Genomic DNA, 25461 nt, shown 5'->3' on the forward strand with positions numbered 1-25461 from the left:
ATGAACGAGATTCTGGATTTTTATCAGCAACAAGCTACCGCTAGCCTGTCAACGACTCCCTGGCTTGCCCAGTTGCAAACCAAAGCGTTAACGAATCTAAACCGCCAAGGTTTTCCTACGCGTCAGGATGAAGAGTGGAAGTACACGAATGTTGATGCTTTATTAAAACAGTCATTTACGCAATATAAGCGTGATGCGGTTGCTGCTTGCCTACCCGTTTCTGATTTGCCGGTAGTACAACAAGTACTTATCCACAATGGCTTAATTTCTGGGATAGAACAGATTGTTAAAGCGATGCCTGCTGGGGTTTTAGTGTTGCCTTTAACCGAGGCGCTCACCAGCCATGCAGAGTTAGTACAAGCACATTTAGGGCACAGTTTAAACCAAGCACATGGTTTTCATTTCTTAAATACGGCGATGATTCATTGTGGCGTATTTATTTATATCCCTGAAGGCGTTTGTGTGAATGAGCCTATCACATTAACTCATATCCAAGATCAGGCCAACCAAGCTGTGCACTTGCGACATTTGATTGTTGCCGAAGCGGGAAGCCAAGCATCCATTATTGAAGATTATCAAGGTGCTGATGACACCAGTTATTTCACGAATGTAGTTACTGAGGTTTTTCTCGGTGCCAATGCCAAACTTACTCATTGTAAACTGCAACGTGAAAGTAAAATGGCTTATCATATCGGCCATGTTTCAGTGAAGCAAGGTGCGAGTAGCGACTTTGCGAATCATTCATTAAGTTTAGGTGGTAAATGTGTACGCTCTGATTTAAGCCTGTATTTACAAGAAGAAAAAGCGCACTGTTTAATGAATGGGATTTATGCGCCTGCAGAAGGGCAGCATGTGGATCACCACACGACAGTACATCATTTAGTAGCGAACTGTACGAGCGACCAAGACTACAAAGGTATTTTAACTGGCCGTTCGCGTGCAGTATTTAATGGTAAGGTGATTGTGGCGAAAGATGCCCAACATACTAATGCCAAGCAGCAAAATAAAAACTTATTACTTACTGCGAATGCAGAAGTGGATACCAAACCGCAATTAGAGATTTTTGCCGATGATGTACAGTGTTCACATGGTGCAACAGTTGGGCAATTGGATGAAGAAGCACTGTTTTATTTAGCAACGCGTGGAATAGGACGTGTGGAAGCATCCCATTATTTAATACATGCTTTTGCCCAGGATAATTTGCGGCTCATTCCGCAAGCCAAGTTGGCAGAAGTGATGGGCCATTTATTAATACAACAACTGGGGTAAGCACATGGACACGATTGACTCATTAGTTGACACCTTAAACATCAATGCGATCCGCGATGATTTTCCGATTTTGCATCAGCAGGTCAATGAGCATGATTTAGTTTATTTTGACAATGCGGCGACGACACAAAAACCGAAAGCAGTTATTGAGGCAATTAAACGTTATTATGAGTTGGATAACTCCAACGTGCACCGTGGCGTGCATACCCTAAGTGTACGTGCAACCGATCTTTATGAAGTCGCACGTTCGCGGGTAAAGCATTTTATTAATGCGCGTTCCGCACGTGAATGTATTTTTGTGCGGGGTACTACTGAGGCGATTAATTTAGTGGCGCAAAGCTATGTTGCACCCCGTTTGCTTCCAGGCGATGAAGTATTAATTACTCATATGGAACATCATTCGAATATTGTTCCCTGGCAAATGATTTGTAAAAAGGCTGGGGCTAAATTGCAAGTAGCACCAATTACGCAAGAGGGTGAAGTCATCCTTGATGAGTTTGCCAAAAAATTAAGCGAGAAAACCCGTTTTGTTTCCCTGAATTATGTGTCTAATGCATTGGGTACGATTAATCCAGTGAAAAAAATGATTGAAATGGCCCATGAATACGGTGTACCCGTTTTATTGGATGGGGCACAAGCTACAGCGCATTTACCCGTAGACGTACAAGCATTAGGTTGTGACTTCTACGCTTTTTCTGGGCACAAAATGTATGGTCCAACAGGAATTGGCGTATTGTGGGGTAAAGAATCGCTTTTAGAAGAAATGCCTCCTTACCAAGGTGGCGGCGAAATGATTAATTACGTCACTTTTGATTCTACGGAATACGCACCTTTGCCACAAAAATTTGAAGCAGGTACTCCTAATATTGCGGGAGCAATTGGTTTGGGAGCGGCCATTGATTATTTGTGGTCTTTGGATTTAGCAACTATTGCGGCTTATGAAAAAGAACTACTTGATTATGCCACAGCAGGCATTCTTTCTCTCGGTGGTTTTCGAATTATTGGCACTGCAAAGCAGAAGGTGCCTGTGGTTTCTTTTGTTCATGAAAGCATTCATGCGCATGATATTGGCACCATTATGGACAGTAGAGGCATTGCCTTACGTAGTGGCCATCACTGCGCTATGCCTTTGATGGATTTCTACGGAGTTGCCGCGACATCACGTATTTCGCTTTCGTTTTATAATACTAAAGAAGAAATTGACCGTTGTATTGATGCATTAAATCAAGTTAAAGAGGTATTTGCATGAGTGCTGATTTGCGTGAGTTGTATCAGGAAATCATTATTGATCATAATCGCAACCCACGACACCATTACGTGATGGATGATGCAACCACTCAAGCTAATGGGTTTAATCCCTTATGTGGTGACAAATTAACTGTCTATGTCAAATTGGATAATAATAAGATTTCCGAGTTGAGCTTTTTAGGCTGTGGTTGTGCGATTTCTCAAGCCTCGGCTTCGTTGATGACCGACAGCATCAAAGGCAAGACGGTGGATGAGGCACATGAACTCTTTCATCGCTTTCACCATATGTTGACGCAAAATGAAGATGGACAATTACGAACAATGGATAAACTCACGGTATTGGCTGGAGTTAAAGCATATCCGGCGCGGGTAAAATGCGCTACTTTGGCTTGGCATACCTTGGAAGCGGCATTGAATAAAGACCACAATGTCGTGAAAACTGAATAAGAGCAGGTACCTGTATGTTTGGCTTAAAGAAGAAACAAGATCCTGAAGTGATGAAAGAGGCGGTAATTACCGCGCTGAAAGGCGTCTTTGATCCGGAAATTCCCGTCAATATTTATGACTTGGGCCTCATCTATGACGTAACTATTGATGAAGAGGCTCATGTAGCGGTGCAAATGACACTAACCACCCCTGGCTGTCCGGTTGCGCAAACGTTCCCTGGAACAGTGGAGCAGGCGGTAAATCAAGTTGAAGGGGTGCGTGATTGCACAGTTGAGCTGGTATGGGAACCACCCTGGACGCAAGAGCGGATGACTGAAGCAGCACGACTTGAGTTAGGGATTTTTTATTAAGATGTGGCAACCTTCTGCTTCTATAGATTCTTTGCGTCAACGCGCGTGTTTTTTAGCTAAGATACGTGATTTTTTTACGGTTCGTGGTTATTTAGAAGTAGAAACGCCAGTAATGGCGCGCTATGGGACAACGGATGTTTATTTAAGCAACATCAAAGCCATATTTCGTGGGGAAACTTACAATCTGCAAACTTCTCCTGAATACCACATGAAACGCTTGCTTGCCTCAGGCAGTGGCCCCATTTTTCAACTGGCTCGCGTGTTTCGTGATGATGAGTTAGGGCGTTGGCATAATCCCGAATTTACCCTTTTAGAATGGTATCAGTTAGGCATTGACCATCATGCATTGATGGATGAAATGGATTTGTTTTTGCAAAAAGTAATGCAAGCATCGCCGATGCTTAAAAAGACTTATCAACAAGCGTTTGAAGAGGCTTGTGCGCTTGATCCTTTAACTGCATCAATAGAGCAATTACGCCAGGTTTTAGCCGTTCATGATTTAGATAATGTCCTTCCAGCTGAAGAGCAGGATCGGGACCAATATCTCTTTCTCCTTATGAGCCATGTAGTCGAACCCTTTTTGGGCAAGGAAAATGCACCCGTTGCGGTTTACAACTTCCCTACATCTCAAGCGGCTTTAGCAAAAGTTAATAATGGCGTGGCAGAGCGCTTTGAAGTGTATTATCAGGGTGTTGAATTGGCCAATGGTTTTCACGAATTGACCGACGCTGCCGCTCAGGCAAAACGATTTGCTGTGGATCAACAGATTCGTCAAGAAAAGGGCTTCTCGGATGCTCAGGCCGATCAGTACCTTATACAGGCTTTGGAGCACGGATTACCAGCTTGTAGTGGGGTGGCTTTGGGGATCGACCGATTACTGGCTTTGGCCTTAAACAAACCAGGGCTGTCATCAATTATTTCTTTTGATTTTGCGCGGGCGTGAAATCGATTTGCTTTCTTTGATTTGAATCCCTGTGGCGTGGCCTCTGGGAGCCATTGGTTTAGGTAAGCCTTCATGTAATGGCATCAACTTAAGAAAAAATTACTCGAGCTCTGTAAACTAGGCTTGCCCGCCCAGTTTACATTAAAATACGAGCCTGACAGATTGTGTTAGGTTGACGCCATTAAATCTTTACGGAAAAGAAGTTGCTGAGGTGTGAACTAATTTGCTATCAAGACACATGGCCTTAACCAATTAAAGTCCCCTGCGCTGTCCCCCATCATAATCAATATGCACATCGAGATTAATTTCAAAAGATAGGCTGTCCTCATCACCCGCATTATATCCACGTAACCCATAGCTTTCTGGTTCAGAACCATCCTCGCAGCCATCAAATTCATATTCTTTTGCATAATATGGTGCAGTAGGAGATAATTTGGGTCCCAGCAGCTGTAGGCTTGGGTGTATGGTACCTCTCTTCAATGCTAAGTTTTGCATATAATTCTCTTTTTGCACCGCATCAAGAGATTCAAACTCACTGATTTTGGCTTTTATACGCCGAACCATGATTTGCTTATACTCGGCATAATTCTCTGGCAAAGCTACATAATCCTCAGGAGTATTCAGATAGTATTTAACCATTGAAACCCGTTCCTCGATATAGTCTGGCAGCTGTGTGGGTGCTGCAGCTGGAAATAGAGCCTTGCTCAAATGGCGCAGTAAAAAGCTCCAAACTGCGGATTCAGGAGGAAGCAGTCTCTGCAGAGCAGAACTTATTTGGCCATATTCTTCAATAGAATTAATAGCAATATTATCGAGCTCTTCGTTAATTAGCTCGGTATAGTCAGCTATTAATTTATTATCAAATGGCATGATTTGCGTCCTTAAAAGCAATATTTTATTCTCAGTGTATTGTATAAAGACAGGAAATGCTAGTGTGCACTATTTTGTTAGTGGTGGCCTAATGGTACTACTTTTAAGCCAAGCGTTCCCCATACCTACGTTCTGCGATCTGCTCGCGGAATCTAGAGGTATTCCGGGCACGAGCTGCTGGAACCTGCGAACAAGCAGCCACATCTTTATCTATACGGCCTATTCTGTCCCGAGCGTTAAGGAGGAGCGGTAGCCAAGAACCAGGAACAATAGAGAGACTGCTTCATCTCCTTAATTACAAATCCACTTACTCTCAGCAATAATCGAATACACTTCATTATCCCCAATCACAATATGATCCAATAAACGTGCATCTACCAATTCCAGGGCATCCCGAATACGTTCTGTGGCGGCAATATCCTGCTGGCTCGCATCCGAGACCCCGGATGGATGATTATGTGCCAATATAAGTGCCGCTGCATTAAGCTGTAACACACGTTCTACGATTGGGCGGGGATGAATGGTCGCCGTATTAATCGTTCCTGAAAAAAGCTCCTCATAAGCAATAATACGATGTTGATTATCCAGAAAAATGGCGGCAAAGGTTTCATTTTTATAGTCACGTAATTTTTTCTTTAAATAAGCATAGGTTTGCTTGCTGTTGGTAATTTGGCTTTCCTTTTGCAGCTGGATAAAATCACTACGCCGACAAATTTCTTTAACCGCTTGCAATTGGGCGAAACGCACCTCTCCAAGCCCTGGGACTTGTTGAAAATGCTGTTGATTGGCATTGAGCACTCCACGTAAATCCCCTAAATGACGGAGCAAGTCTGTGGCTAATTGGACGCAGGAACGTTTCCCGCTGCCGGAGCTAATGAATATAGCTAATAATTCGGTGTCAGAGAGGCTTTGCACACCATTGGTAAGTAAGCGTTCACGCAGATTTAACTGCCGTGTTGTTTGGACAAACGTCATTATTCATTCCTTTATGCGAAGTTTAGCCCGGCTATTTTTAACAAAAAAAGAAGGACTTGCAACATTTTTTTCTATGAAAAAGAGTTGTTTTGCCATCGTTCCATCAGAAGTTGTAGCCGTATTAGCGCAGCGTAATACGGGAGCGGCACATGAATCGGGCTTCTATGCTGTATTAAGCTGGGTTAATACGGCTATGATTTAGAAAAAGGGTTTAGCTAGGCTTTTAATAATTTTGTATTTCCTTATTGCATGGTTTATGTTTTGATCAGCATTATTTTTTTCAAAACGGTAGGCCATGCAAGATTTTACAGGTAAAAAAATTCTTTTAGGTATTTGTGGCGGAGTAGCAGCTTATAAGTCTGCTTATTTAGTGCGTGACTTAACTCGCCTAGGAGCTGAAGTGAAGGTCGTGATGACCGCCTCAGCTCAACAATTCGTCACGCCTTTACTGATGCAAGCATTATCGGGCAATGAGGCGCGTACTGATTTGTTTGATGCTCAGGCTGAACGGGCGATGGGGCATATTGAATTGGCACGCTGGGCCGATTATCTGTTGATTGCTCCAGCCTCCGCCAATTATATGGCCAAAATGGCTCATGGTATCGCCGATGATTTATTATCCACTTTATACCTGGTTGCCGAAGTACCGGTTTTTGTGTGCCCGGCCATGAACCACAGCATGTGGTCGCATCCAGCAACTCAACATAATTGTCAGTTATTACAAACCCGTGGGGCTATTTTGGTCGGGCCGGAAGAGGGCTCACAAGCTTGTGGTGAATTTGGTTTGGGGCGCGTTAGTGAGTCAGAGCAAATCATTAGCGCCTTGCGTTTGTATGAAGTGAATCAATTACTATCCGGAAAAAGAGTGCTGATTACGGCAGGCCCTACGCGCGAACCCATTGATCCGGTACGTTATATTAGTAATCACAGTTCGGGAAAAATGGGTTATGCGATGGCGGAAGCTGCTGCAATGGCGGGCGCGCAAGTCACGTTAATTAGCGGGCCTTGCGAGCTAGCTGTCTCTGCGGGAATTAAACGAGTCAAAGTCGAGTCAGCCCAAGAAATGTTGGATGCAGTCATGGGTGAATTGCAGGTGGGGAGTATTTTCATCGGTACGGCTGCGGTAGCTGATTACCATATTCAATCGCCGGCAACTGAAAAAATAAAGAAAACTGAACATGCTGAACTTAGTTTAAACTTAACGAAAAATCCCGATATCTTAAGCTCGGTAGTGGCAACGGGCAAAGCTTCTTTTGTGATGGGATTTGCTGCGGAAACTACCGATGTGCTCCATTATGCGCAAGATAAATTAAAACGTAAAAAATTGGACATGATCGTAGCTAATGCCGTAGGGAAAGGGCTGGGTTTTGAAAGTGAGTTAAATCAGGTGACGGTCATCTCGCCAAGCAAACAAATTGACTTGCCTTTAACCCATAAAACACGATTGGCAGGACAAATTATTGCAATTCTTGCCGCATCTCTGCACAATGGCGCCTGAACATAACGCGACATTACGATTTAGGAACAATGATAATGCAAGCAATTCAACTAAAAATTCTTGATGCACGTATTGGGGAGAGTATCCCTTTACCTACTTATGCAACCGATGGTTCTGCGGGTCTGGATTTGCGCGTATGTATTAATGAGCCCATCCAAATTGCACCTCAAGAAACCGTTTTACTGCCTACCGGTATTTCTATTTATATTGGCGATCCAAAACTTGCAGCGGTGATTTTGCCTCGCTCGGGTTTAGGTCATAAAAATGGAATTGTTTTAGGTAATCTGGTGGGTTTGATTGACTCAGATTATCAAGGGGAATTAAAGATTTCTTGCTGGAATCGCAGCAGTGAGCATTTCACTATTAATCCAGGCGAGCGTATTGCTCAGTTAGTGTTTGTTCCTGTAGTGCAGGCAGCTTTTGAGCTTGTGAATGAGTTTACAGAAACGTCACGTGGTGAAGGTGGTTTTGGTAGCTCTGGGAGACATTAATGAGCTATCAGCAACGGCCAATTTCTCGTTCTGTTTTTCGGGCTTATGATATAAGAGGTATCATTGGTCATGAGTTGGATGAGGATGCTTTTTACAGCATCGGATTGGCCATTGCCTGTCGTTTGCATACCTTGCAACGACAACAGATTTTTTTGGCACGTGATGGGCGATTAACCAGTGCTGCGTTAGCTTTAGCCCTCAAGCAGGGTTTGCTTGAAAGTGGTATTGATGTGATCGAGCTTGGTATGGTTACTACCCCAGTCATGTATTATGCAACTCAGACTCAAGGCATTGATTGTGGTTTGATGGTTACTGCCAGCCATAATCCGGGCGATTATAATGGCATCAAAATGGTCTTGGCCGGTAAAACGCTGGTGCAAGAAGATATTGATATTTTGTACCATTTAATTACTGAACAAAAACGGGTGCAGGGCTTGGGCAAAGAGTCCGCGGTCGATATGTTACCCCAGTACATGCAGCGGATTAAAAGCGACATTCAGATTAAACGCCCATTAAAGGTGGTTGTTGATTGTGGAAATGGCGTTTCAGGCCCCGTGGTTCCTCAAGTACTTAGTGACTTAGGTTGTGAGGTTATACCTTTGTATTGTGAGGTTGATGGCAGTTTTCCCAATCATCATCCTGATCCCAGTATCGCAGAGAATCTGGATGACTTGAAAACAGCAATTGCCCAGCATCACGCCGATGTTGGTTTGGCCTTTGACGGCGATGCGGATCGCTTAGGCCTAGTGACCAATACCGGCGAAATCATCTGGCCTGATCGCTTGATGATGTTTTATGTACGTGCATTGCTCGCGAATCATGCCGGTGCCACCATTGTGTTTGATGTTAAATGTTCTTGGCATTTAGAGAATGAAGTTAACGCTGCGGGTGGGGTTGCGAAAATGTGTCCCACAGGTCATTCCATTGTGAAACAAGTGATGCGTGAAGAGCAGGCGATTTTGGCTGGTGAAATGAGTGGTCATTTGTTTTTTAAAGATCGTTGGTATGGCTTTGATGATGCCTTATACAGTGCTTGCCGATTATTAGAAATTATTAGCGCCTCAGCGTTAACGGTAAGTGAGCAATTTGATTTAATTCCTAATAGCGTAAATACCCCTGAACTCAAAATTCATATTGCTGATGAAGAAAAGTTTCTATTTATGCAGCATTTTACTGAGCAGGCAGAGTTTGCTGGCGCTAAAATTATTGCGATTGATGGTTTGCGCGTAGAGTTTCCTTGGGGCTGGGGCTTATTGCGTGCATCAAATACTTCTCCTTGCCTGAGTGCGCGTTTTGAAGCAGATGATTTAGCTGCATTGGAACAGATAATGCAATTGTTTAAGAATGAGATACTACGGGTAAATCCGGATTTAACACTATCCTTTTAATGAAAGTCCTGATTTGATACCCTCAAAATGAGCCAATACGCTAACGATTGTTGTCATGGCGATGCAGTGCTTCGTCAACACTCCGCATGGGGCACGTTGTTCGCAATGAAGGCAGTTTTTATTTGGTTTGAATAAATGACATACCGTTCACTTATCAATTAAGTCCTATGTTGTACCACATACACCATCACTTCTAACTGCTGTTGATTTTGAATGCGTGCAGGAACCTTTTCATTTTGAATGAGCTGCAACTGATTTTGCTCCACCAATTGCTTCACATAATCGGGATGGTGGCTAAAACGGGCGCTGGTTTGTAAAAACCATGGCTCTTTTTCACTAATTTCGGTGGTAAAAATAAAATAACCTTCGGGGTTTAAATGCTGCTGCACTGCATGCAGCAAAGTATTTAATTCGCCAAAGTAGGGGAGAACATCTGCAGCAGCAATTAAGTCATAATGCTGATGATTATTCTCAAAAAACTCATTGAGCTCTGATTCAACTAATTCGTCATAAATGTGTTTTTCTTTAGCTTGAGCCAGCATTTTAGGAGCGATGTCTACCCCTGTTAGGCGTTGGCTTAACTCACGAAGCACTACCCCTGTCAAACCCGTACCACAGCCTAAATCCAGCGTTTGGGTATTTTTGGGCAATCCGAGTCGGTGAATAATGCGGGTAATATGCTGCGGAATTGAATAATTCAAAGTACCTTGCATGTGTTGGTCATAATACAGGGCATAGTTATTAAATAAATTCTGCGAGTACTCGGGCGTAGTCTCTGCTGTTGCGTCTCCTTCAATGGCATGCAACATATAACTACTTACCCGATCATCAGGATTAATGTTTAAGGCTTGGCGTAAATACTCACGGGAGGTTTCACGTTGCCCCATGCGTAGATAAATTGCGGATAAATTATTTAAAGAAGCGGCATGGGTTTTGTCTAAACGCAGGATATGATTAAAAAAGATAATGGCTTCATTTAAATGCCCCAGAGCCATTTGTGCTACCCCGGAATTATACAAATATTCGATATTGTCTGGGTCTTTTTGTAACAGCACATCATAATGTATTAGCGCATTTTCAAAGCGGTCATGATGCATAAAGGTAGCTGCTAAATTATTGCGGGCATCAATGTTATCATTATCTAAGGCAATCGCTTTACTGAAATAGTCTACTGCTAATTGATTGCGCTCTTTTTTTAATGCGATCACCCCTAAATTGGTGAGTGCTTGGATTTGTTCACTGTCTTGTTCCAAAACACGTTGAAAGGCATGTTCGGCCTCATCCAGAGTATTGCTTTCCAGATGCAAAACACCTAAATAAAAATGGGCTTCAACATGGTCCGGGTTTAAGGTAATGACGTTATTAAATTGAACTTTTGCGGCCTCTAACTGATTGTTTTGCAGCAAGAGTAAGCCGAGATTAAAGTGTGCCGGACTAAAATCAGGCTCAGCATGGACTGCCTTTGTATAATGCTGCAGCGCTTCGCTGTACTTATTTTGTAAGGCATAAATAGTCGCTAAATTATTATGAGCTTGAGCATAATCAGGACTTAATTCAATGGCTTGTAAATAATAGTCAACGGCTTTGTCCAGTTGATGTGTTTTTTTATAAGCATTGGCCAGGTTGTTCAGTACCATGGAATCTTGAGGATTCATCGCATGGGCTTGGGACAAATAAAGAATGGCATTATGCATGTCTCCAGATTGAGCATACGCTAAGCCTAAAAAAAGCAGGCTATTTAAATGCTGCGGATCTTTAGCCAATATTTGTTCATAAATACAAATAGCTGAGGGTAATTTTCCCTCATGTTGGAGCTTATAAGCTTGTGCAAAGAGCTCTTCTATTTCTGCGTTCATAATTTATTCTGAATAAGTGTGTGCAATTGTTTTAATGCGTGTGCGCGATGACTAATATTATTTTTAAGTTTAGCAGGTAACTGGGCCGCTGTGCATTGGTGCTCTTCAACATAAAAGATGGGGTCATAACCAAAACCGCCATCACCCAGCCTACTGCTATGGATTATTCCTTTAAAAGTCCCGGTAGCGATCACCGGAGTAGGGTCTTTCGCATGCAATACGAAGGCCATGGCACAATAAAAATAGGCTTGACGTTGCTCTCCCTGTAAGTGCGCCATATTTTTTAATAACAGGTCGATATTTTCCTCGTCGGTGGCCTGAGCTCCTGCATAACGAGAGGAGTAAATTCCTGGCGCGCCATTTAAAGCAGGAACTACTAAGCCTGAATCATCCGCAAGAGCAGGTTTTTGAGCATGGAAACTGGCATTACGAGCTTTTATCAGCGCATTTTCTATAAAGCTTAGGCCATCTTCTATAGCATCGCTTATTCCTAAAGTGCTTTGTGATATGCAGTGAATAGGGGCTAAAAGAGCATTTAATTCGTTAATTTTTCCTTGGTTACTGGTGGCCAGAACCAGTTCGTTCATTGGAATGGTCATGATATACTGAATATGAAGGTATTTGATTTTATTGTGAGTTTAATCTGTTCGCTTGTAAAGCGGAACTGAATTTTTTTGTAGTTAGGTATATAATGCTCAAGACAGGCCCCTTCAGGGATCATTAATGCGTTTTCTCATTTTAATACTAGGATGTTTTCTTATGAACACTACAACCTCAGCGGATGCACCTAATCTTCATGATACTGCTTATGACTACTCGTTTCATACACTGGTAGGTCATAAAGAATTACCTCTGGATTTGTTTCGCGGTAAGGTAGTAATGGTGGTGAATACCGCGTCTAAATGTGGCTTTACCCCGCAATATGCGCGTTTAGAAAAGCTTTATGAAGACTATAAAGATAAAGGCTTTGTTATTTTAGGCGTGCCATCTAATGATTTCGGTAGCCAGGAACCGGGGGCTGAGGAAGATATTGCTAATTTTTGTCAGGTTAATTACGGTGTTTCTTTCCCTATGGCAGCTAAAGAAGTCGTTTCCGGTAAACAGGCGCATCCATTTTTCCTCTGGGCCAAGCAAAAGCTGGGCTTTGGCACTGCACCTAAATGGAACTTCCATAAATATGTGATTAATCGTAAAGGTGAATTGGTTGATTATTTTTATTCAACCACCTCTCCTGATGCTGCACGCGTAATTAAGGTGGTGGAAAAGGCGCTTAAGGAAGAGGTGTAGTAGCTCCTCTTGAAACCGTAGGCCGTGTAGCGTAGCGTAATACGGAGCTGTGCATGAATGCGGTAACTTAGATTCTTTCTTAGTAATTCATCCTCGAGGTGCCGCGGCTTGTCTGCGGCACCCATTCCTGCACGAATGAGGCGATGTTCCCATATTATGTGGCGTGCATAAGGCTACAACTCTTAGGATTACGATGAACAATGAAGTACTATCCTATAGTTTCGATAAGGTATTTTCCCAATTTTTACACAATTTGGTGTATAAAAATTAAACTTTGTATCTAGCTTTGTTACAGATTTTGCGCTAAAATATTGTTTTAATTTGTTGTGCCTAAACATGCCAATCTCTCATGTATTACTCGCGTTGGTGGTCGTTCTCGTCTGGGGAGTGAACTTCCTTTTTGTAAGCATCGGGCTTACCGAGATTTCTCCCTTACTGCTTTGTGCATTACGCTTCCTCGTTGCCAGTGTTCCGGCTATATTTTTTGTTAAATTGCCGAGAAAATCGTTCAAAATGGTGGCTTTATATGGTGTGGTGATGTTTGCCTTGCAATTTTCGTTACTCTTTATTGGTATGAGTGTGGGGATGCCAGCGGGGATTGCTTCAATTCTGATTCAGGTACAAGTCTTTTTTAGCATGTTTTTTGCGGTAGTTCTTTTAGGAGAAGAGCCCAATATTGGTCAGATCATGGGAGCATTGGTTTCGTTTTCCGGTATTGTTTTAGTGGCCATGCATTTTGATCATGACATTTCTTTGGCTGGCTTTGTCTTTATTCTCGCTGCAGCGGCAACTTGGGGGATTGGTAATTTAATCACCAAGCAGATCAAGGGTGAACATGTTTCTATGGTCTCACTGATCGTTTGGGGGAGTTTTGTTGCCTGTATTCCGATGTTTTTAATTTCTTTAATAGTGGAAGGGGCGAGTAATTTCACCTCTACCTTTGCCCATATTAGCTGGAAAGGCGTGGGCGCATTATTTTATATCGTTTTTGCTTCAACCTGGATTGGTTATGGTTTATGGAATTGGTTAATGGCTCGCTATCCCGTCGGTATGGTGGCTCCATTTACCTTGTTAGTTCCCGTCGTCGCCATGGTAAGCTCCGTGTTCTTTTTGGGTGAACCGTTTTATATGTGGAAATTGGTGGCTGGCTTATTGGTGATTAGCGGTTTATGCATCAATATCTTAGGCTCTCGATTCTTGGCAGTAAAACCGCGGATCAATGTGGATGCGGAAGCGGCCTGATTTTCTTAGTGAGATGCGTTATCATAGGTCTTTCTCAGAAAATAGGTGTGAGCGGTGGGCAACATAAAAAGCATTGGGCTATGTGCCGATGACTTTGGATTAAATCCGGGGATATCTCAAGGGATTTTAAAATTAGCGCAGATGGGGCGTTTATCCGCTGTAAGTTGTATGGTGAACATGCCTTCATTTCCAACCTACGCTCAAGAATTATTGGCTTTACAAGGGCTGGTGCAGATTGGCCTGCATTTTAATTTAACCGAAGGCAATTTCTTATCAATGCCTGAGCGCCCTTGTTTTTCACTCAATGAATTACTCATAAAAACTCATTTAGCCTCAATTAAATTATCCTTCATCGCCCAAGAGTTTAAGCAACAGTTAGCACAGTTTATCCAGGTGATGGGCAGGCTTCCTGATTTTGTTGATGGTCATCAACACGTGCATCAGTTTCCACGCATACGTCACGTGATTGTTGATCTCTATGAAGAGCAATTAAGAGAGCATGGCGCATCTATTCGCGCTACTTACCCTACTGTGGATGTGAAGCAACATCGTTTAAAAGCAAAGATTTTGGCATTTACTGGGGGCAGGGCTTTACGAGCGAGCTTAGTTAAGGCTGCTATTCCGCACAATGCCTTCTTTTCCGGAATTTATGATTTTGCGGCCCATACTGATTATCGCTGTTTATTTCGCAGTTGGCTGCATTCTATATCGGGGCCTACCTTAATCATGTGCCATCCTGGCGAACCCAGTAATGAACCCGATGTCATCGCCGCTACGCGTCGCATCGAAATGAATTATTTTTCCAGCAATGAATTTTTACACGATTGTCAGGAGTATGGAGTGACTTTAGGTGTACTATAATTTGAATCTTAAGTTCGTTATGCTTAGTGCAAAATAACTGACGCTCATTATAAGGATATAATCATGAATACTGACGCATCTATTCTATTTACCCCCTTTGATTTAAGAGGACATCAATTAAAAAACCGCCTGGTTATGGCGCCATTAACACGTAATCGTGCTATCCATGAGATTGATGCTCCGCATGCATTAAATGCTGAATACTATGAACAGCGTGCTTCAGCTGGACTGATTATTTCCGAAGCCACCCAAATTTCACCAACCGCTAAAGGTTATGCGTGGACTCCAGGTATTTATTCTCCCAAGCAAGTTGCCGGTTGGAAATTGGTAACCCAGGCGGTGCATGAGCAAGGTGGGACTATTTATGCGCAATTATGGCATGTAGGACGCATTTCTCATCCCAGTTTACAACCTGGAGGAGTTGAACCAGTAGCGCCTTCGGCATTAACGCCTGCAGGGCAAAAAACCTTTATCGAAACGGGAACCTTTACTGACATTGGTCAGCCCAGAGCCTTAAGATTAGAGGAGCTTCCACAAATTATTGAGGACTATCGGCGGGCAGCGCGTAATGCGATGGAGGCGGGATTTGATGGGGTAGAGGTTCATGGAGCCAATGGTTATCTACTCCAGCAATTTTTATCGGATGGCGCCAATCATCGTACTGACAATTACGGGGGTTCGGTTACGAATCGTTTACGGTTTCCATTAGAAGTGATGGAGGCCGTGGCTAATGAAATTGGTGGTCAGCGCACCGCGATTCGTCTATCACCTGTTGGTGCGATGAATGGAATTAGCGAAACGTCACCAAAGTCAGTTTATTTTCCACTAGTACGTGAATTGAATCGCTTAAATTTAGCGTACATCCATGTCATTGAAGGAACAACAGGAACTTCTCGCGACTTGTTAGGATTTGATTTTCATGCTTTAAGAGATGAGTTTCATGGCCCGTGGATGGTGAATAATGGCTATACACGCGAATTAGCGATTGAGGCTATTGCTTCAGGTTATGCAGATTTAGTTGCCTTTGGTAAAGACTTTATTGCAAATCCTGATTTAGTGGAGCGTTTTCGTCTTAATGCGCCACTTAATCAATGGGACCGAGCTACTTTTTATGGCGGTGATGAAAAAGGCTATGTTGATTATCCGACGTTAGGATAATTTTTGCCGCTGACCAATACTAAGGATTTTAATGAGAATATTATTTTTTATGCTGCTTTGTACTCCCTTAATTGCTATAGGTAATGAAGCACCCAATGAGAAAACTTTATCGCGATTGCAAAAACTATGCCGTGAGGATACAACGCCGGAGCTGCGTAAGTTATACTGCCAATTAGCTAAAGATTATCGTAGAGAGAGCAAGCGGGTGGATACAGTTGCGGAAAAGGGGAGTAAGAAGGAAACCGCCAAGACTAAGGTAAAAGAAAAAGCTTAAATTTTATAATCCATGGCGACTGCGTAAGCGGTCACCATGTAGGTAACTTATTAAAATAAAATAAAAAATTGCCATCATTGCGAACCAAGTGAAGCAACCCAGAGCTGAGTTTTAATGAAGCATTTTGGGTTGCTTCGCCAAGGCTCGCCACCACGAACTTTACACATCCGGTGAACACTTAGGTGAGCGCAGGAGTTCGATGCGATTAATCACTACCCTTATCAAGGGCATAAGTGCCCGTAAAGTTAAGCGTTACAATACCAAGTTGTCTACTCGAGCCATTCGAACTGGTAGTATTGTTATTATTGCTCGGATTGAAGGCTGTGGTATAACGAATGTCCATACCTACAGTGGCAAAATCATCCAAATAAGAACCAAAACCAATAATTCCCTGAGCAGCAAAACCGTTATTAGAGCTAGTTATCGTTGTCGAAAAAGTACTTCCTAATGCATTATATTGATTACTTGCGAAATTGGCTTTATTTTTGATGATTGCTCCACCTAAACCGACACCTATGTAGGGAAACATCTTTGTATTCGGATCGCTGGAAAGAAAATCATAAAATACGTTAAACATGCCATAAAGGCCGGTAGTATTGCCATTGAATCCTAAGCCAATACCTTGGTCATTGCTTATTATGGCAGGGCAGGTTCCTTCGGGGCCCATCACATTTGGGCTGATGAGAGTACAGGAGCCAACTTTTAATTCTCCATAATTGTTGATATTAAAAAGAAACTGTCCTTCCAAGCGTACGGTATTTATTCTATATCCCAGAGAAAAACCGCCACCACCACCAACTGGGCTTAGGGTAACCGGGCTCGTGTTAGAGAACGAGTATTGGTTAATATTAAAAGTAACATTGGGGTTGGAAATCGTCCGGCTGATTTCTCCAAAGAGTCCTAAATAAATACCTTGAACTGGGTCTAAACTAAATGCCTTTGAGCTGATGGTTAGCCCTACTATGAATCCAAATTTAATGAAGTGTTTCATTAGAAAATCCTAATCTATCCTGATAATAAAGAGAACAATAATTCCTTCAGCCTAAGCGTTCTTTAAGTGACCAAGGAAGGCTATTTCTTAACTTATAAGGCAATGGCCGTGAAGCGAGGCTATACGAAACTTTATTTAGATGCAAGCTTTTAATTTTATGGATATCTTTTTATTTTTTGTGCAAAAATCAGTGAGATGTTTGCCATTATTTTTTATACTACTATGGGGCATCAGTATGTAGGGTAAATAGACCCACAATGAATAGGAAGGACATCTTGATTGATATTTTATGGATCTCTCTGGGGGCGATTATCGGCGCTAATTTGCGTTACTTTGTGAATCGTTTCTCGCTACGATATTTTTCTGCAGGCGTTCCTTACGGGACGTTTATTGTCAATCTAACCGGAAGTTTTATCTTAGCTTTTTTTCTGGCTTGGAGTTTGGGGCGGGTCGAACTTGATCCTAAATGGCGGGCGTTTGTTGCCGTGGGATTCTGTGGTGCGTATACCACCTTTTCAAGCTTTAGCTATGAAACTTTTGCCTTAATAGAGCAGGGGGATTATGGCCTTGCTGCTATGAATTTTATCTGCAATAATCTTTTTTGCCTTATTGCGGTGATTGCAGGGGTTAGCCTGGCGCGGGCAATGTAAATTCCCAGTTAAAAATAGTGCCTAACGTAAGGATACGTCGATGAATTTTATGAAAGTTTCTGTCTATATTAATGAATCCGATAAATGGAGGCACCGTCCTTTGCATTTAGAGCTTATGTCGATGTTGGATGAGGAAGGCATTGCAGGTGGAACCGTATTACGAGCCATCGCGGGTTTTACTTATCGAAAGCCCGTGGAAACCGCATCATTTGTCGATATAGGCGCGCATTTACCCTTAGTGGTGCAATTTGTGGATACTGAAGAACGCATTGAGTCGATCTTGCCTAGAGTAAAAGAAATGTCTGGTGCTAGGTTGATTATTCGTGAGCCTGTAGAAGTCGTGAATGGGATGTTAGCGACAAGCCCAATATCTTGAGAGTACGAAGCTGTAAACGGAAACTAAAAACAAAACCATTCCCAGAGCCAATAGATAATTTAAATGAGTGCAGCGTAAAACCAGAAAATAAAGCCCTTCATTAATAGTCCCTGCGGAAGCAGCTACCAGGAAAAAGTGAGGTAAACTCAATACTTTTTGGTCCTGAAGTTGCGAAAAAGTAAGGTATTTATGGCCAAAAAAACTGACGTTAAATGCAGTAAAAAAAGCAAAAATATTGGCAACCAACGCCTGCATAGATACAAAATTCACCAGTAAAAAAACAATACTAAGATGGGTGGCCGCTGCTGCGGCCCCGATTCCTGCATAATAAACCAGTCGGTGTTTTAACTTAAGCTGCGCTTTCATCGAAACTGGCTTCCTCATCAATAATATAATGCGGTCGGTGTTTTACCTCATCAAAGACTCGCCCTATATATTCGCCAACCACCCCTAAAGCGAAAAGCTGTAACCCACCAAAAAAGGTAATTGCGGTGACGATGGTTGCCCAACCTGGCGTTTTAATGCCAAACATTAGGGTGCTGAGAATAATCCATGCCGCATAGAGTATTGCTAAGGTCGCTACTCCAATACCACCGAGTGCAATCAGCCGCAGTGGGAAGGCTGTAAATGAAGTGATTCCGGTAATCGCCAAATCGATTAAAGAATAAAAGTTCCATTGAGAAGAGCCGGCTTTGCGCGGCTGCACTTCAAAAGGAACCGCTATTTGTTTAAACCCTACCCAACTGTACAAGCCTTTCATAAAACGATTGCGCTCGGGAAGCTTTTGCAAGCCGTCGACTATTTTGCGGTCTAATAGACGAAAGTCGCCCGCATTCGCGGGAATATTAACGCGGTTGATTCTGGAGGTGAATTGATAGAAGGTTTTTGCACAAGTACGTTTTAACCAGGATTCATCGGCACGATTTTGACGTACCGCATACACCATGTCATACCCTTCTTCCCATTTTGCAATAAACTCACTTAACAACTCCAATGGATGTTGAAAGTCACCATCCATTAAAATCACTGCATCACCACGTGCATAATCTAATCCCGCACTAATCGCTTTTTCCTTACCAAAGTTACGACTAAAACGTAGGTAGCGAAAAGCATATTGGCTTCTTAATTGTTCAATGATCGCTTGGGTATTATCTTGGCTGCCATCATCAACAAGTACTATTTCATAGGCATAAGCAAGTTGCTTGAGCGTTGCATCCAGGGCGGCAATGAACTCCGCAATGATGGTTTCTTCATTATAAACCGGGACAACACAGGAGATTTTTTTGGTGCGCATTAGTGAATTGGGCATGTTGTTGAGTGATTTCTAAACTTCATATTTACTTGGGAGCTTATTTTAACCCGAATCGGTGGTTCTCGTAAGTAAATTTACAATTTTACTCTGTAATTTATTCATTCGATCAAAAAAGAATAATTTAGATGTATTAATGCTCACCTATTTAACGTAAAATCGCGCATATTTTGAGCCTAGGTAGCCTAAGAATGCCATTTATTGATTTAAGTCCTTTAATGAGTCAGCAATTGATACCGTTTACTCTTGATAAAAAAGCTGCGAAATTTTTGTATGAATGCAAGAAACCGAAGTTGTTACCTCCATCGTCCGCATCCATGAAAATAGCCAAGGATGAATATGTATTTAGTCATCAATTAATTAAATCAGCAGAGAATCAATGGCATGTTTTAGAGCCTGAGCCCATAGGCAAAGGTGAATTTGGTGTGTCTTATAAGGCAAGTTTTAAAATTACGCTAACCAAAGAGAAACATAATTATCAGGCAGAAGTTTCTGCAACAGATGAAATCGCAAAAATTCAACGGGTCGGTATGCGTCAGATTAGCCATCAGGAATTGGTGGAAAGCGCGGTGCATGAAGCCTATTATCAAAGACAGCAGCACGTACGGGTAAGTTCGGTTATAAATACGTTACAGGAGGTCATTACGGTAGTTGATAATTGCGGCATTAGTTTTGATAAATTATTGCCTTTTAAACCCGGAGATCTCTTATTTCCATTCATGAAGCGCGTGGATATTGCCTTACATATTGCCAATGAAATGTTCATTTTGCAGCAGCGAGATATGGTGCATTGCGATCTTAAGCCATCGAATATTTGTTATAAAGAAATTCCTGCTGATCCACAACGCGGTATTCCGCCGGGGCAATTCCAGATTATTTTTATTGATTTTGGTTTGGCGAGAAAACAAGCATATCCCAGTGACGTTGTGGTTGGCACTTTAGGTTATATGGCTCCTGAAGTACTCCATCGGGGCGAGTATAGCTATGCATCGGATATGTATTCTTTGGCAGGAATTTTTGCTGAGCTTTTTGGTTGCAAGGACACACTGCGTTTAAAAGAACAATATTCACTGGCGACGCTGCTGGTGGAAGCACCTTATTGTTTAGATGGTATGTTTGCTGACTATGATTTATCTGCCGTGGATCCGTATTTATTAGAGGACATTCACACTTTAATTAATCAGATGCAAGCTAAAAACCCCGAGCAGCGCCCCACGATAAATGAGGTCAGTAAGTTTTTCACTTCCTTGCGAGCACGGATGGATGCTTATGTTAAGTTTTGTGCTGATTGGTTGTCATTGACAGAAGAGTTTAAGCGCTTGGAAGGTTATTATTTAGATTGGCATTTTTTAAAGGAAAGACACGTTTTACAGCCTAATACAGTAAATAGGTTTAATAGTACAGGGCCCGAAAACAGCTTATATAACCGAGCCATGATTCGCTCGATGGAAGAAATTTATCAGCAACTTGCTCCCTTAGCTAAAAAGCCTAAGTCTCATTATGCATTGGCAAGACAATTAATCAATGATAACCGTTTAGTGGATATTGAAGGAGCAGATTGTCCCTACCCCCAATTAGGTGAAGTGATAACCACCTTGAAAGCAGAAAACCAAAAGTTGCAAGCTGCCTTAAATTGTTTTAATCGCCATGCACAAAGCTTGGGCGATGAAAACAAATTCCGTGGCAGCAACAGCTCGGGTATTTCTCATATTCTGAAGATTTTAAACTCCGATAAGTCGCCTATAGAAAAATTGTGTGAGTTAAAAGCATTTGGACAGCAGAAAACTGAAAACAGTTGGGCAAATTATTATAGCCGCTCACACTTTTTTGGTAAGGGGCGTCATAAAAATATGGAGGAGTTGTATCAAAAATTGAATCGCTTGACTCTGGTTCAAGATTTACGCCAGGATGCTTATCTGGAAGAGAAGCAATTTGATGCGCTCAATGAATTCATTAAGGATAATACCTTTACCCATTCTTGAGATTAAAATCACTGCGCTACGCTTAGAACTCATACCCATAGGGATTACGTTTTTTTCCATGTGCTCTTTTTTCGAAATGCTGGTAATCTTGTAAATCAAACCAGTTACCTGCCCAGTCCCAACCGTGCTTGCTAAAGGTTTGATAGACAATATCATCTTTAACAATTTGCCCTGGAGTGGGTTGGGTGCGCCCAACATAGACTACTCCTTCTGGGGGTAATACCAGGTTACCCTTGACATAGGGATTCATTAAAGGATTAATATCAATGGCACGTCCATAACTATGTTGAGAATATTCTCCAGCGCGTCCAGTAACTTCACGGCAATTAAATGCCGAGGTATTATTCGCTACCATAGATGCGGCATCATCACCGTAAAAAGCATCCATAAGTTCCATGCGTTCGATGGGGAAGCGATGTTGGTACAGTTCTTTAAACATAGCGACGACTTCGAGCGCTAGTTCTTGGTTGACGATTAGTTTTCCCGTATGAGCTTTATTATCAAAACCCCAGTAGCTGAGTTGGATGTAGACTAATTGCTCTAGTGGCACTGGACAGCCTTCATGCCAGGTATAGTTCTGCATTTGCGTGGCAATAGTCGAGGGAATGGAACTTATTTCACTGTGAAACACGGGATTTTCCTCGGTTGCGGCAAATACGAGTGATGAAACGAACAGGGCTAGGCTTGGGAGATAACGTATTTTCATGATTTAATTAGCAAGCCAATTAAAACAAAGAGATAACACAAGTATAGTCTAACTATATGCTTTTTAATTCATAGGTAATGAAAAGCGAAAAACTGTACCTTTACTGGGAATATTTTCCACCCAAATTGTTCCTTGATGAGCGGAAATTATTTTTTCACAGATGGATAAGCCTAGTCCTAAACCATGCTCTTCAAGGGCTTCTTTACTGCGATAGAATTGTTTAAATAATTCCGCTTGCTCTACAGTATCGATTACCAGACCAATACCTTCAATGCTCACAATCAGATTAATCGTGGTAATTTGTGCAGAAAGGCGAATCTGGGATTTGGGATCTGAATACTTAATCGCATTATCGAGCAAGTGGGTGAGCACTTCTTGAATGTATCGTGGATCCATATTAATTAAAGGCATATGCTCGGGAATAGTTAACTTTATAGGTCTTTGTTCAAAGAGTTCGCTGGAAATTTTGAGAGCTGCCTGAATAATTTCTTCTAAAGAACAGGGGGTTTTTGTTAGACTAACTCCTTCCGTTTCAAGGCAGATCATTTGATAAAGATTATTGTTTAAGTGGTTTAACTTATTTATTTCATGATCAATGTTGCTTGCCATAATACTAATATTGGCTTTTTTATTACTTTTTAAACTGTTTATGGAATTAATCACGCTTTTCAATGGAAAACTTAAGTCATGATAAATTGAAGTGAGTAAGGAGATGCGTGCCCGATCGCGTTCTATTTCCAGCTCTTTTTTACGGTTTTTTTCATGCAACAGATCAATTTCCAAAGCCAGAGACATTTGATTCACATATGAATCGAGCAATCCTCTTTGTTCAGGAGTCAGTAATTGCTGATCTCTGGCTTGTACTCTTAATACGCCCATAACTCCGGAGGCGCTGGCTAATGGCAAGTAAAGCGCATTAGATAAGGAAAGGGTGTCCGTGCCCATGCCTGCAGGTTGCCCCATATCAAAGACCCATTGGGCAATACTTTGTTCTTTAACATCCAGTCTCATTGAGCTGGGAAAACTGGCTTGAACTGTGAGATGATTTTTTTTCGGCATCAACGCCATGACTTCACTTTCAAAGGTATGCGCAATATACTCGACCCCAAAACTTAATAGCTTATTAATATTACGTGAGCGGATAAGCTGGCGACTGAACGCATACAAGGCGGTGGTCTGATGTTGGGTAAAGCGAGAGGATTCTTCTTGGTGACGAATAAGGATGGTTAAATAGCTAATAATCTGGGAGACTAGAAGCATAATGATTAGGGTAAGTAAAAATTGGATGTCGCTGATGGCAAAACTATATCGCGGGGAAACAAAAAAATAGGCACAAGCAAAAACGCTTAATATCGAAGCAAAGAGCGAGGGCCCACGGTGCCCACATAAAGAGATAAGAGTAACTCCCAACAAATAAATCATAATCAGATTTACAGTGTCGAGAAATGGTTCTAAAGCGAAATTGAATAAGGTCAGGAGAGGTAGAACCAACAGGACTAAGCCATAAAATTTCCATGGATGAGCTCGCGTTGGGGTTTTTACTTTTTTTTGTGGTATTTTGGTGCTACGCCTAGTAATGATGTACACATCAATATCGCCACTTTGACGTACAATTTCATCAGTCAAATTTCTATAGAACCAATCGCGAAACCTAGTTCTAATATGTTTCCAAATCATTATTTGCGTGATGTTTTGTTCATGTGCAAAACGCAATACTTCTTTGACAATGTCGAATCCCGCCAGCACATGGGTTTGTGCCCCTAAGAGTTCGGCCAAACGTAAATTTTTAATAGCGAGGCTGCGCGCATTAACATTTTTTTGGGGTACATCAATATATACAGCGACCCATTCTGCTTGTAAGTGCGTGGCCAATTTTTTTGCCGCACGGATTAGTTTCGTCGTTTCGGGATTTGGACCGACGCAAACCAGTATTTTGTCTTTTACAGGCCAAATCTCTTTTACACCCTCTCCATGTCGGTACCATAACACATCAGAGCCTACTCGTTCGGCGGTAACCCTTAAGGCTAATTCCCGTAAGGCAATTAAATTACCTTTACGGAAAAAATGTTCTCGGGCAAATTCTGCTTGTTTCGGGATGTATATTTTCCCTTCTTGCAGTCTTTTTAATAAGTCCTCCGGAGGTAAATCAACGAGTTCAATGGTGTCGGCACGCTCAATCATTGAGTTAGGAACGGTCTCGATAATGGGGGCGTGAATAATTTGTGCCACATCATCTTTTAAACTTTCAATGTGCTGAATGTTTAGGGTGGTATATACATCAATACCACGTTCTAAAAGTTCTTTAATGTCTTGCCATCGTTTGGCATGTCGTAATCCGGGAGTATTCGTATGGGCTAACTCGTCCACTAAGATTAACCCGGGATGGCGTTGCAAAGCGGCATCAAGATCAAATTCGTAATAGGTTTTGTCGCGATAAGCTACCCCTTTACGTGGGATAATTTCAAAATTATTAAGAAAGCTATCTATCTCCTCACGGCCATGGGACTCGGCAAGGCCAATAACCACATCAAGTCCTTGTTGTTGCTTCTCATAGGCATCGTGGAGCATTTCATGAGTTTTACCAACACCTGGCGAGGCACCTAAATAAATTTTGAGTTTTCCATGATGTTCTTGACGTTCCTCTTCCGCGATTCGTTGCAATAAATGATCAGGGTTAGGGCGATTTTGGGGCATTAATGCTCCTTAAATTATCCAAAGCAAGATTTAATTCCAAAACATTAACACGCGGCTCGCCTAAGATTCGCCATGTTCTCGGTTTGCTGTATTGCTCCACTAATTGATAGATGTCCGCTTCAGGAAGCTGACGTATTTTGGCAATTCGTGGCACTTGGTATTTCGCAGCGAGAGGGCTAATTTCAGGGTCAAGACCACTACCTGATGCGGTAACTAAATCGATAGGTACTGCTTGTTCATTTTGTGGATCTGCTTGCCTTAAGTGCGTCATCCTTTCTTTTACTATAGACAAAAAATCAGGATTTGAAGCCGCGAGGTTTGAGCCAGAAGATGCGGCACCATTATAGGGATAAGATGTCGTAGCTGAAGGACGTCCCCAAAAATAGGCTGCATCGGAGAACGGTTGTCCAATTAATTGTGAACCAATCCATTGATTATTCTGCTTTATTAAACTGCCATTTGCTTTCCAGGGGAAAAAAATTTGCGCTAACCCAGTCACGGTAAGAGGATAAATGAAACCCGTTAAAACACTGATTAAAATAAGCAATATCAATGCAGTTTTCATTTGATTCATTGCTTCTTTTAGCATGATTTGT

At 42.1% G+C, this 25461-nt stretch carries 27 protein-coding genes; 17 read left to right on the forward strand and 10 right to left on the reverse strand.

Annotated features, from left to right (window positions below; translation table 11 throughout):
- The 5 genes from sufD to epmA are packed head-to-tail and all read left to right on the forward strand — an operon-like array spanning position 1 to position 4257.
- Positions 1-1269, forward strand: a complete 1269-nt coding sequence (sufD, locus tag ACD661_RS13245) for a Fe-S cluster assembly protein SufD (protein ID WP_400188345.1) — start codon at positions 1-3, stop codon at positions 1267-1269.
- Between the two features lie 4 nt (positions 1270-1273).
- On the forward strand, positions 1274-2518 hold the full coding sequence (locus tag ACD661_RS13250; RefSeq protein ID WP_400188346.1) for a SufS family cysteine desulfurase: 1245 nt from the start codon (positions 1274-1276) through the stop codon (positions 2516-2518).
- Complete coding sequence (sufU, locus tag ACD661_RS13255; RefSeq protein ID WP_400188347.1) at positions 2515-2964, forward strand: Fe-S cluster assembly sulfur transfer protein SufU; 450 nt, start codon at positions 2515-2517, stop codon at positions 2962-2964. The genes ACD661_RS13250 and sufU overlap by 4 nt, the downstream gene beginning before the upstream one ends.
- A 14-nt stretch (positions 2965-2978) precedes the next feature.
- Positions 2979-3314 (forward strand): SUF system Fe-S cluster assembly protein, encoded by a 336-nt coding sequence (locus tag ACD661_RS13260; protein WP_400188348.1) that lies wholly within the window; start codon positions 2979-2981, stop codon positions 3312-3314.
- A 1-nt stretch (position 3315) separates the two neighbouring features.
- Positions 3316-4257, forward strand: coding sequence for an elongation factor P--(R)-beta-lysine ligase (epmA, locus tag ACD661_RS13265; protein ID WP_400188349.1), 942 nt, complete (start codon positions 3316-3318; stop codon positions 4255-4257).
- 252 nt (positions 4258-4509) lie between these two features.
- Here epmA and ACD661_RS13270 read toward each other — a convergent pair whose 3' ends face one another.
- Positions 4510-5127 (reverse strand): hypothetical protein, encoded by a 618-nt coding sequence (locus ACD661_RS13270; RefSeq protein WP_400188350.1) that lies wholly within the window; start codon positions 5125-5127, stop codon positions 4510-4512.
- Between the two features lie 291 nt (positions 5128-5418).
- Positions 5419-6102, reverse strand: coding sequence for a RadC family protein (gene radC, locus ACD661_RS13275; protein ID WP_400188351.1), 684 nt, complete (start codon positions 6100-6102; stop codon positions 5419-5421).
- Positions 6103-6115: 13 nt separating this feature from the next.
- Between radC and ACD661_RS13280 the strand changes: the two genes are divergently transcribed.
- The 4 genes from ACD661_RS13280 to ACD661_RS13295 all read left to right on the forward strand — a co-directional run bounded on the left by ACD661_RS13280 (position 6116) and on the right by ACD661_RS13295 (position 9479).
- Positions 6116-6304 carry a hypothetical protein gene (locus tag ACD661_RS13280; RefSeq protein WP_400188352.1) on the forward strand — a complete coding sequence of 63 codons (189 nt, stop codon included), beginning with the start codon at positions 6116-6118 and terminating at the stop codon, positions 6302-6304.
- A gap of 93 nt (positions 6305-6397) precedes the next feature.
- The gene (gene coaBC / locus ACD661_RS13285; RefSeq protein ID WP_400188353.1) at positions 6398-7600 is read left to right on the forward strand and encodes a bifunctional phosphopantothenoylcysteine decarboxylase/phosphopantothenate--cysteine ligase CoaBC; all 1203 of its coding nucleotides are present in this window, start codon (positions 6398-6400) and stop codon (positions 7598-7600) included.
- 32 nt (positions 7601-7632) lie between these two features.
- Complete coding sequence (gene dut / locus ACD661_RS13290; protein WP_400188449.1) at positions 7633-8091, forward strand: dUTP diphosphatase; 459 nt, start codon at positions 7633-7635, stop codon at positions 8089-8091.
- Positions 8091-9479, forward strand: a complete 1389-nt coding sequence (locus ACD661_RS13295) for a phosphomannomutase/phosphoglucomutase (RefSeq protein ID WP_400188354.1) — start codon at positions 8091-8093, stop codon at positions 9477-9479. The genes dut and ACD661_RS13295 overlap by 1 nt, the downstream gene beginning before the upstream one ends.
- A 158-nt stretch (positions 9480-9637) precedes the next feature.
- On the opposite strand, the gene ACD661_RS13300 is transcribed toward ACD661_RS13295, so the two are convergent.
- Both ACD661_RS13300 and rdgB read right to left on the reverse strand, forming a co-directional pair.
- Positions 9638-11335 (reverse strand): tetratricopeptide repeat protein, encoded by a 1698-nt coding sequence (locus tag ACD661_RS13300; RefSeq protein WP_400188355.1) that lies wholly within the window; start codon positions 11333-11335, stop codon positions 9638-9640.
- Entirely contained in the window at positions 11332-11922 is a 591-nt protein-coding gene (gene rdgB, locus ACD661_RS13305) for an RdgB/HAM1 family non-canonical purine NTP pyrophosphatase (RefSeq protein WP_400188356.1), read from the reverse strand. Before rdgB ends, ACD661_RS13300 begins: the two co-directional genes overlap by 4 nt.
- A gap of 172 nt (positions 11923-12094) precedes the next feature.
- Here rdgB and ACD661_RS13310 point away from each other — a divergent pair, with 172 nt between their 5' ends.
- From ACD661_RS13310 to ACD661_RS13330, 5 genes are all read left to right on the forward strand, one after another.
- Positions 12095-12622, forward strand: coding sequence for a glutathione peroxidase (locus ACD661_RS13310; protein ID WP_400188357.1), 528 nt, complete (start codon positions 12095-12097; stop codon positions 12620-12622).
- A 336-nt stretch (positions 12623-12958) separates the two neighbouring features.
- Entirely contained in the window at positions 12959-13864 is a 906-nt protein-coding gene (locus ACD661_RS13315) for an EamA family transporter (protein ID WP_400188358.1), read from the forward strand.
- Positions 13865-13918: 54 nt separating this feature from the next.
- The gene (locus tag ACD661_RS13320) at positions 13919-14725 is read left to right on the forward strand and encodes a ChbG/HpnK family deacetylase (RefSeq protein ID WP_400188359.1); all 807 of its coding nucleotides are present in this window, start codon (positions 13919-13921) and stop codon (positions 14723-14725) included.
- 63 nt (positions 14726-14788) lie between these two features.
- Complete coding sequence (locus ACD661_RS13325; protein WP_400188360.1) at positions 14789-15883, forward strand: alkene reductase; 1095 nt, start codon at positions 14789-14791, stop codon at positions 15881-15883.
- Between the two features lie 31 nt (positions 15884-15914).
- Entirely contained in the window at positions 15915-16157 is a 243-nt protein-coding gene (locus ACD661_RS13330) for a hypothetical protein (RefSeq protein ID WP_400188361.1), read from the forward strand.
- A gap of 205 nt (positions 16158-16362) precedes the next feature.
- Here the strand turns inward: ACD661_RS13330 and ACD661_RS13335 are convergent, their stop codons facing one another.
- Complete coding sequence (locus ACD661_RS13335) at positions 16363-17148, reverse strand: hypothetical protein (RefSeq protein WP_400188362.1); 786 nt, start codon at positions 17146-17148, stop codon at positions 16363-16365.
- 275 nt (positions 17149-17423) lie between these two features.
- Between ACD661_RS13335 and crcB the strand changes: the two genes are divergently transcribed.
- Positions 17424-17798 (forward strand): fluoride efflux transporter CrcB, encoded by a 375-nt coding sequence (gene crcB / locus ACD661_RS13340; protein WP_400188363.1) that lies wholly within the window; start codon positions 17424-17426, stop codon positions 17796-17798.
- A gap of 40 nt (positions 17799-17838) precedes the next feature.
- Positions 17839-18174, forward strand: a complete 336-nt coding sequence (locus tag ACD661_RS13345) for a DUF190 domain-containing protein (RefSeq protein ID WP_400188364.1) — start codon at positions 17839-17841, stop codon at positions 18172-18174.
- On the opposite strand, the gene ACD661_RS13350 is transcribed toward ACD661_RS13345, so the two are convergent.
- Together ACD661_RS13350 and ACD661_RS13355 are read right to left on the reverse strand one after the other, a co-directional pair.
- Positions 18151-18540 (reverse strand): GtrA family protein, encoded by a 390-nt coding sequence (locus ACD661_RS13350; protein WP_400188365.1) that lies wholly within the window; start codon positions 18538-18540, stop codon positions 18151-18153. The two genes, ACD661_RS13345 and ACD661_RS13350, sit on opposite strands and share 24 nt — an antisense overlap.
- Positions 18524-19483: a glycosyltransferase family 2 protein gene (locus ACD661_RS13355; protein WP_400188366.1), complete on the reverse strand. Its 960-nt coding sequence runs from the start codon at positions 19481-19483 to the stop codon at positions 18524-18526. Before ACD661_RS13355 ends, ACD661_RS13350 begins: the two co-directional genes overlap by 17 nt.
- Positions 19484-19674: 191 nt before the next feature.
- Here ACD661_RS13355 and ACD661_RS13360 point away from each other — a divergent pair, with 191 nt between their 5' ends.
- Positions 19675-21465, forward strand: coding sequence for a protein kinase domain-containing protein (locus tag ACD661_RS13360; protein ID WP_400188367.1), 1791 nt, complete (start codon positions 19675-19677; stop codon positions 21463-21465).
- A 22-nt stretch (positions 21466-21487) separates the two neighbouring features.
- On the opposite strand, the gene ACD661_RS13365 is transcribed toward ACD661_RS13360, so the two are convergent.
- From ACD661_RS13365 to kdpC, 3 genes are all read right to left on the reverse strand, one after another.
- On the reverse strand, positions 21488-22171 hold the full coding sequence (locus ACD661_RS13365; protein ID WP_400188368.1) for a M15 family metallopeptidase: 684 nt from the start codon (positions 22169-22171) through the stop codon (positions 21488-21490).
- Between the two features lie 63 nt (positions 22172-22234).
- Positions 22235-24865, reverse strand: a complete 2631-nt coding sequence (locus ACD661_RS13370) for a DUF4118 domain-containing protein (RefSeq protein ID WP_400188369.1) — start codon at positions 24863-24865, stop codon at positions 22235-22237.
- Positions 24846-25454, reverse strand: a complete 609-nt coding sequence (gene kdpC, locus ACD661_RS13375) for a potassium-transporting ATPase subunit KdpC (RefSeq protein ID WP_400188370.1) — start codon at positions 25452-25454, stop codon at positions 24846-24848. Before kdpC ends, ACD661_RS13370 begins: the two co-directional genes overlap by 20 nt.
- Between the last annotated feature and the right edge of the window lie 7 nt (positions 25455-25461).

Origin of the sequence: Legionella lytica, assembly GCF_044626755.1 — a bacterium.
GTDB lineage: Bacteria > Pseudomonadota > Gammaproteobacteria > Legionellales > Legionellaceae > Legionella > Legionella lytica_A.

What these genes read in the sequence shown, in the direction of transcription:
- sufD (WP_400188345.1), top strand. Translation starts at nt 1, where the DNA reads ATGAACGAGATTCTGGATTTTTATCAGCAACAAGCTACCGCTAGCCTG.
- ACD661_RS13250 (WP_400188346.1), top strand. Translation starts at nt 1,274, where the DNA reads ATGGACACGATTGACTCATTAGTTGACACCTTAAACATCAATGCGATC.
- sufU (WP_400188347.1), top strand. Translation starts at nt 2,515, where the DNA reads ATGAGTGCTGATTTGCGTGAGTTGTATCAGGAAATCATTATTGATCAT.
- ACD661_RS13260 (WP_400188348.1), top strand. Translation starts at nt 2,979, where the DNA reads ATGTTTGGCTTAAAGAAGAAACAAGATCCTGAAGTGATGAAAGAGGCG.
- epmA (WP_400188349.1), top strand. Translation starts at nt 3,316, where the DNA reads ATGTGGCAACCTTCTGCTTCTATAGATTCTTTGCGTCAACGCGCGTGT.
- ACD661_RS13270 (WP_400188350.1), bottom strand. Translation starts at nt 5,127, where the DNA reads ATGCCATTTGATAATAAATTAATAGCTGACTATACCGAGCTAATTAAC.
- radC (WP_400188351.1), bottom strand. Translation starts at nt 6,102, where the DNA reads ATGACGTTTGTCCAAACAACACGGCAGTTAAATCTGCGTGAACGCTTA.
- ACD661_RS13280 (WP_400188352.1), top strand. Translation starts at nt 6,116, where the DNA reads ATGCGAAGTTTAGCCCGGCTATTTTTAACAAAAAAAGAAGGACTTGCA.
- coaBC (WP_400188353.1), top strand. Translation starts at nt 6,398, where the DNA reads ATGCAAGATTTTACAGGTAAAAAAATTCTTTTAGGTATTTGTGGCGGA.
- ACD661_RS13295 (WP_400188354.1), top strand. Translation starts at nt 8,091, where the DNA reads ATGAGCTATCAGCAACGGCCAATTTCTCGTTCTGTTTTTCGGGCTTAT.
- ACD661_RS13300 (WP_400188355.1), bottom strand. Translation starts at nt 11,335, where the DNA reads ATGAACGCAGAAATAGAAGAGCTCTTTGCACAAGCTTATAAGCTCCAA.
- rdgB (WP_400188356.1), bottom strand. Translation starts at nt 11,922, where the DNA reads ATGAACGAACTGGTTCTGGCCACCAGTAACCAAGGAAAAATTAACGAA.
- ACD661_RS13310 (WP_400188357.1), top strand. Translation starts at nt 12,095, where the DNA reads ATGAACACTACAACCTCAGCGGATGCACCTAATCTTCATGATACTGCT.
- ACD661_RS13315 (WP_400188358.1), top strand. Translation starts at nt 12,959, where the DNA reads ATGCCAATCTCTCATGTATTACTCGCGTTGGTGGTCGTTCTCGTCTGG.
- ACD661_RS13325 (WP_400188360.1), top strand. Translation starts at nt 14,789, where the DNA reads ATGAATACTGACGCATCTATTCTATTTACCCCCTTTGATTTAAGAGGA.
- ACD661_RS13330 (WP_400188361.1), top strand. Translation starts at nt 15,915, where the DNA reads ATGAGAATATTATTTTTTATGCTGCTTTGTACTCCCTTAATTGCTATA.
- ACD661_RS13335 (WP_400188362.1), bottom strand. Translation starts at nt 17,148, where the DNA reads ATGAAACACTTCATTAAATTTGGATTCATAGTAGGGCTAACCATCAGC.
- ACD661_RS13345 (WP_400188364.1), top strand. Translation starts at nt 17,839, where the DNA reads ATGAATTTTATGAAAGTTTCTGTCTATATTAATGAATCCGATAAATGG.
- ACD661_RS13350 (WP_400188365.1), bottom strand. Translation starts at nt 18,540, where the DNA reads ATGAAAGCGCAGCTTAAGTTAAAACACCGACTGGTTTATTATGCAGGA.
- ACD661_RS13355 (WP_400188366.1), bottom strand. Translation starts at nt 19,483, where the DNA reads ATGCCCAATTCACTAATGCGCACCAAAAAAATCTCCTGTGTTGTCCCG.
- ACD661_RS13360 (WP_400188367.1), top strand. Translation starts at nt 19,675, where the DNA reads ATGCCATTTATTGATTTAAGTCCTTTAATGAGTCAGCAATTGATACCG.
- ACD661_RS13365 (WP_400188368.1), bottom strand. Translation starts at nt 22,171, where the DNA reads ATGAAAATACGTTATCTCCCAAGCCTAGCCCTGTTCGTTTCATCACTC.
- ACD661_RS13370 (WP_400188369.1), bottom strand. Translation starts at nt 24,865, where the DNA reads ATGCCCCAAAATCGCCCTAACCCTGATCATTTATTGCAACGAATCGCG.
- kdpC (WP_400188370.1), bottom strand. Translation starts at nt 25,454, where the DNA reads ATGCTAAAAGAAGCAATGAATCAAATGAAAACTGCATTGATATTGCTT.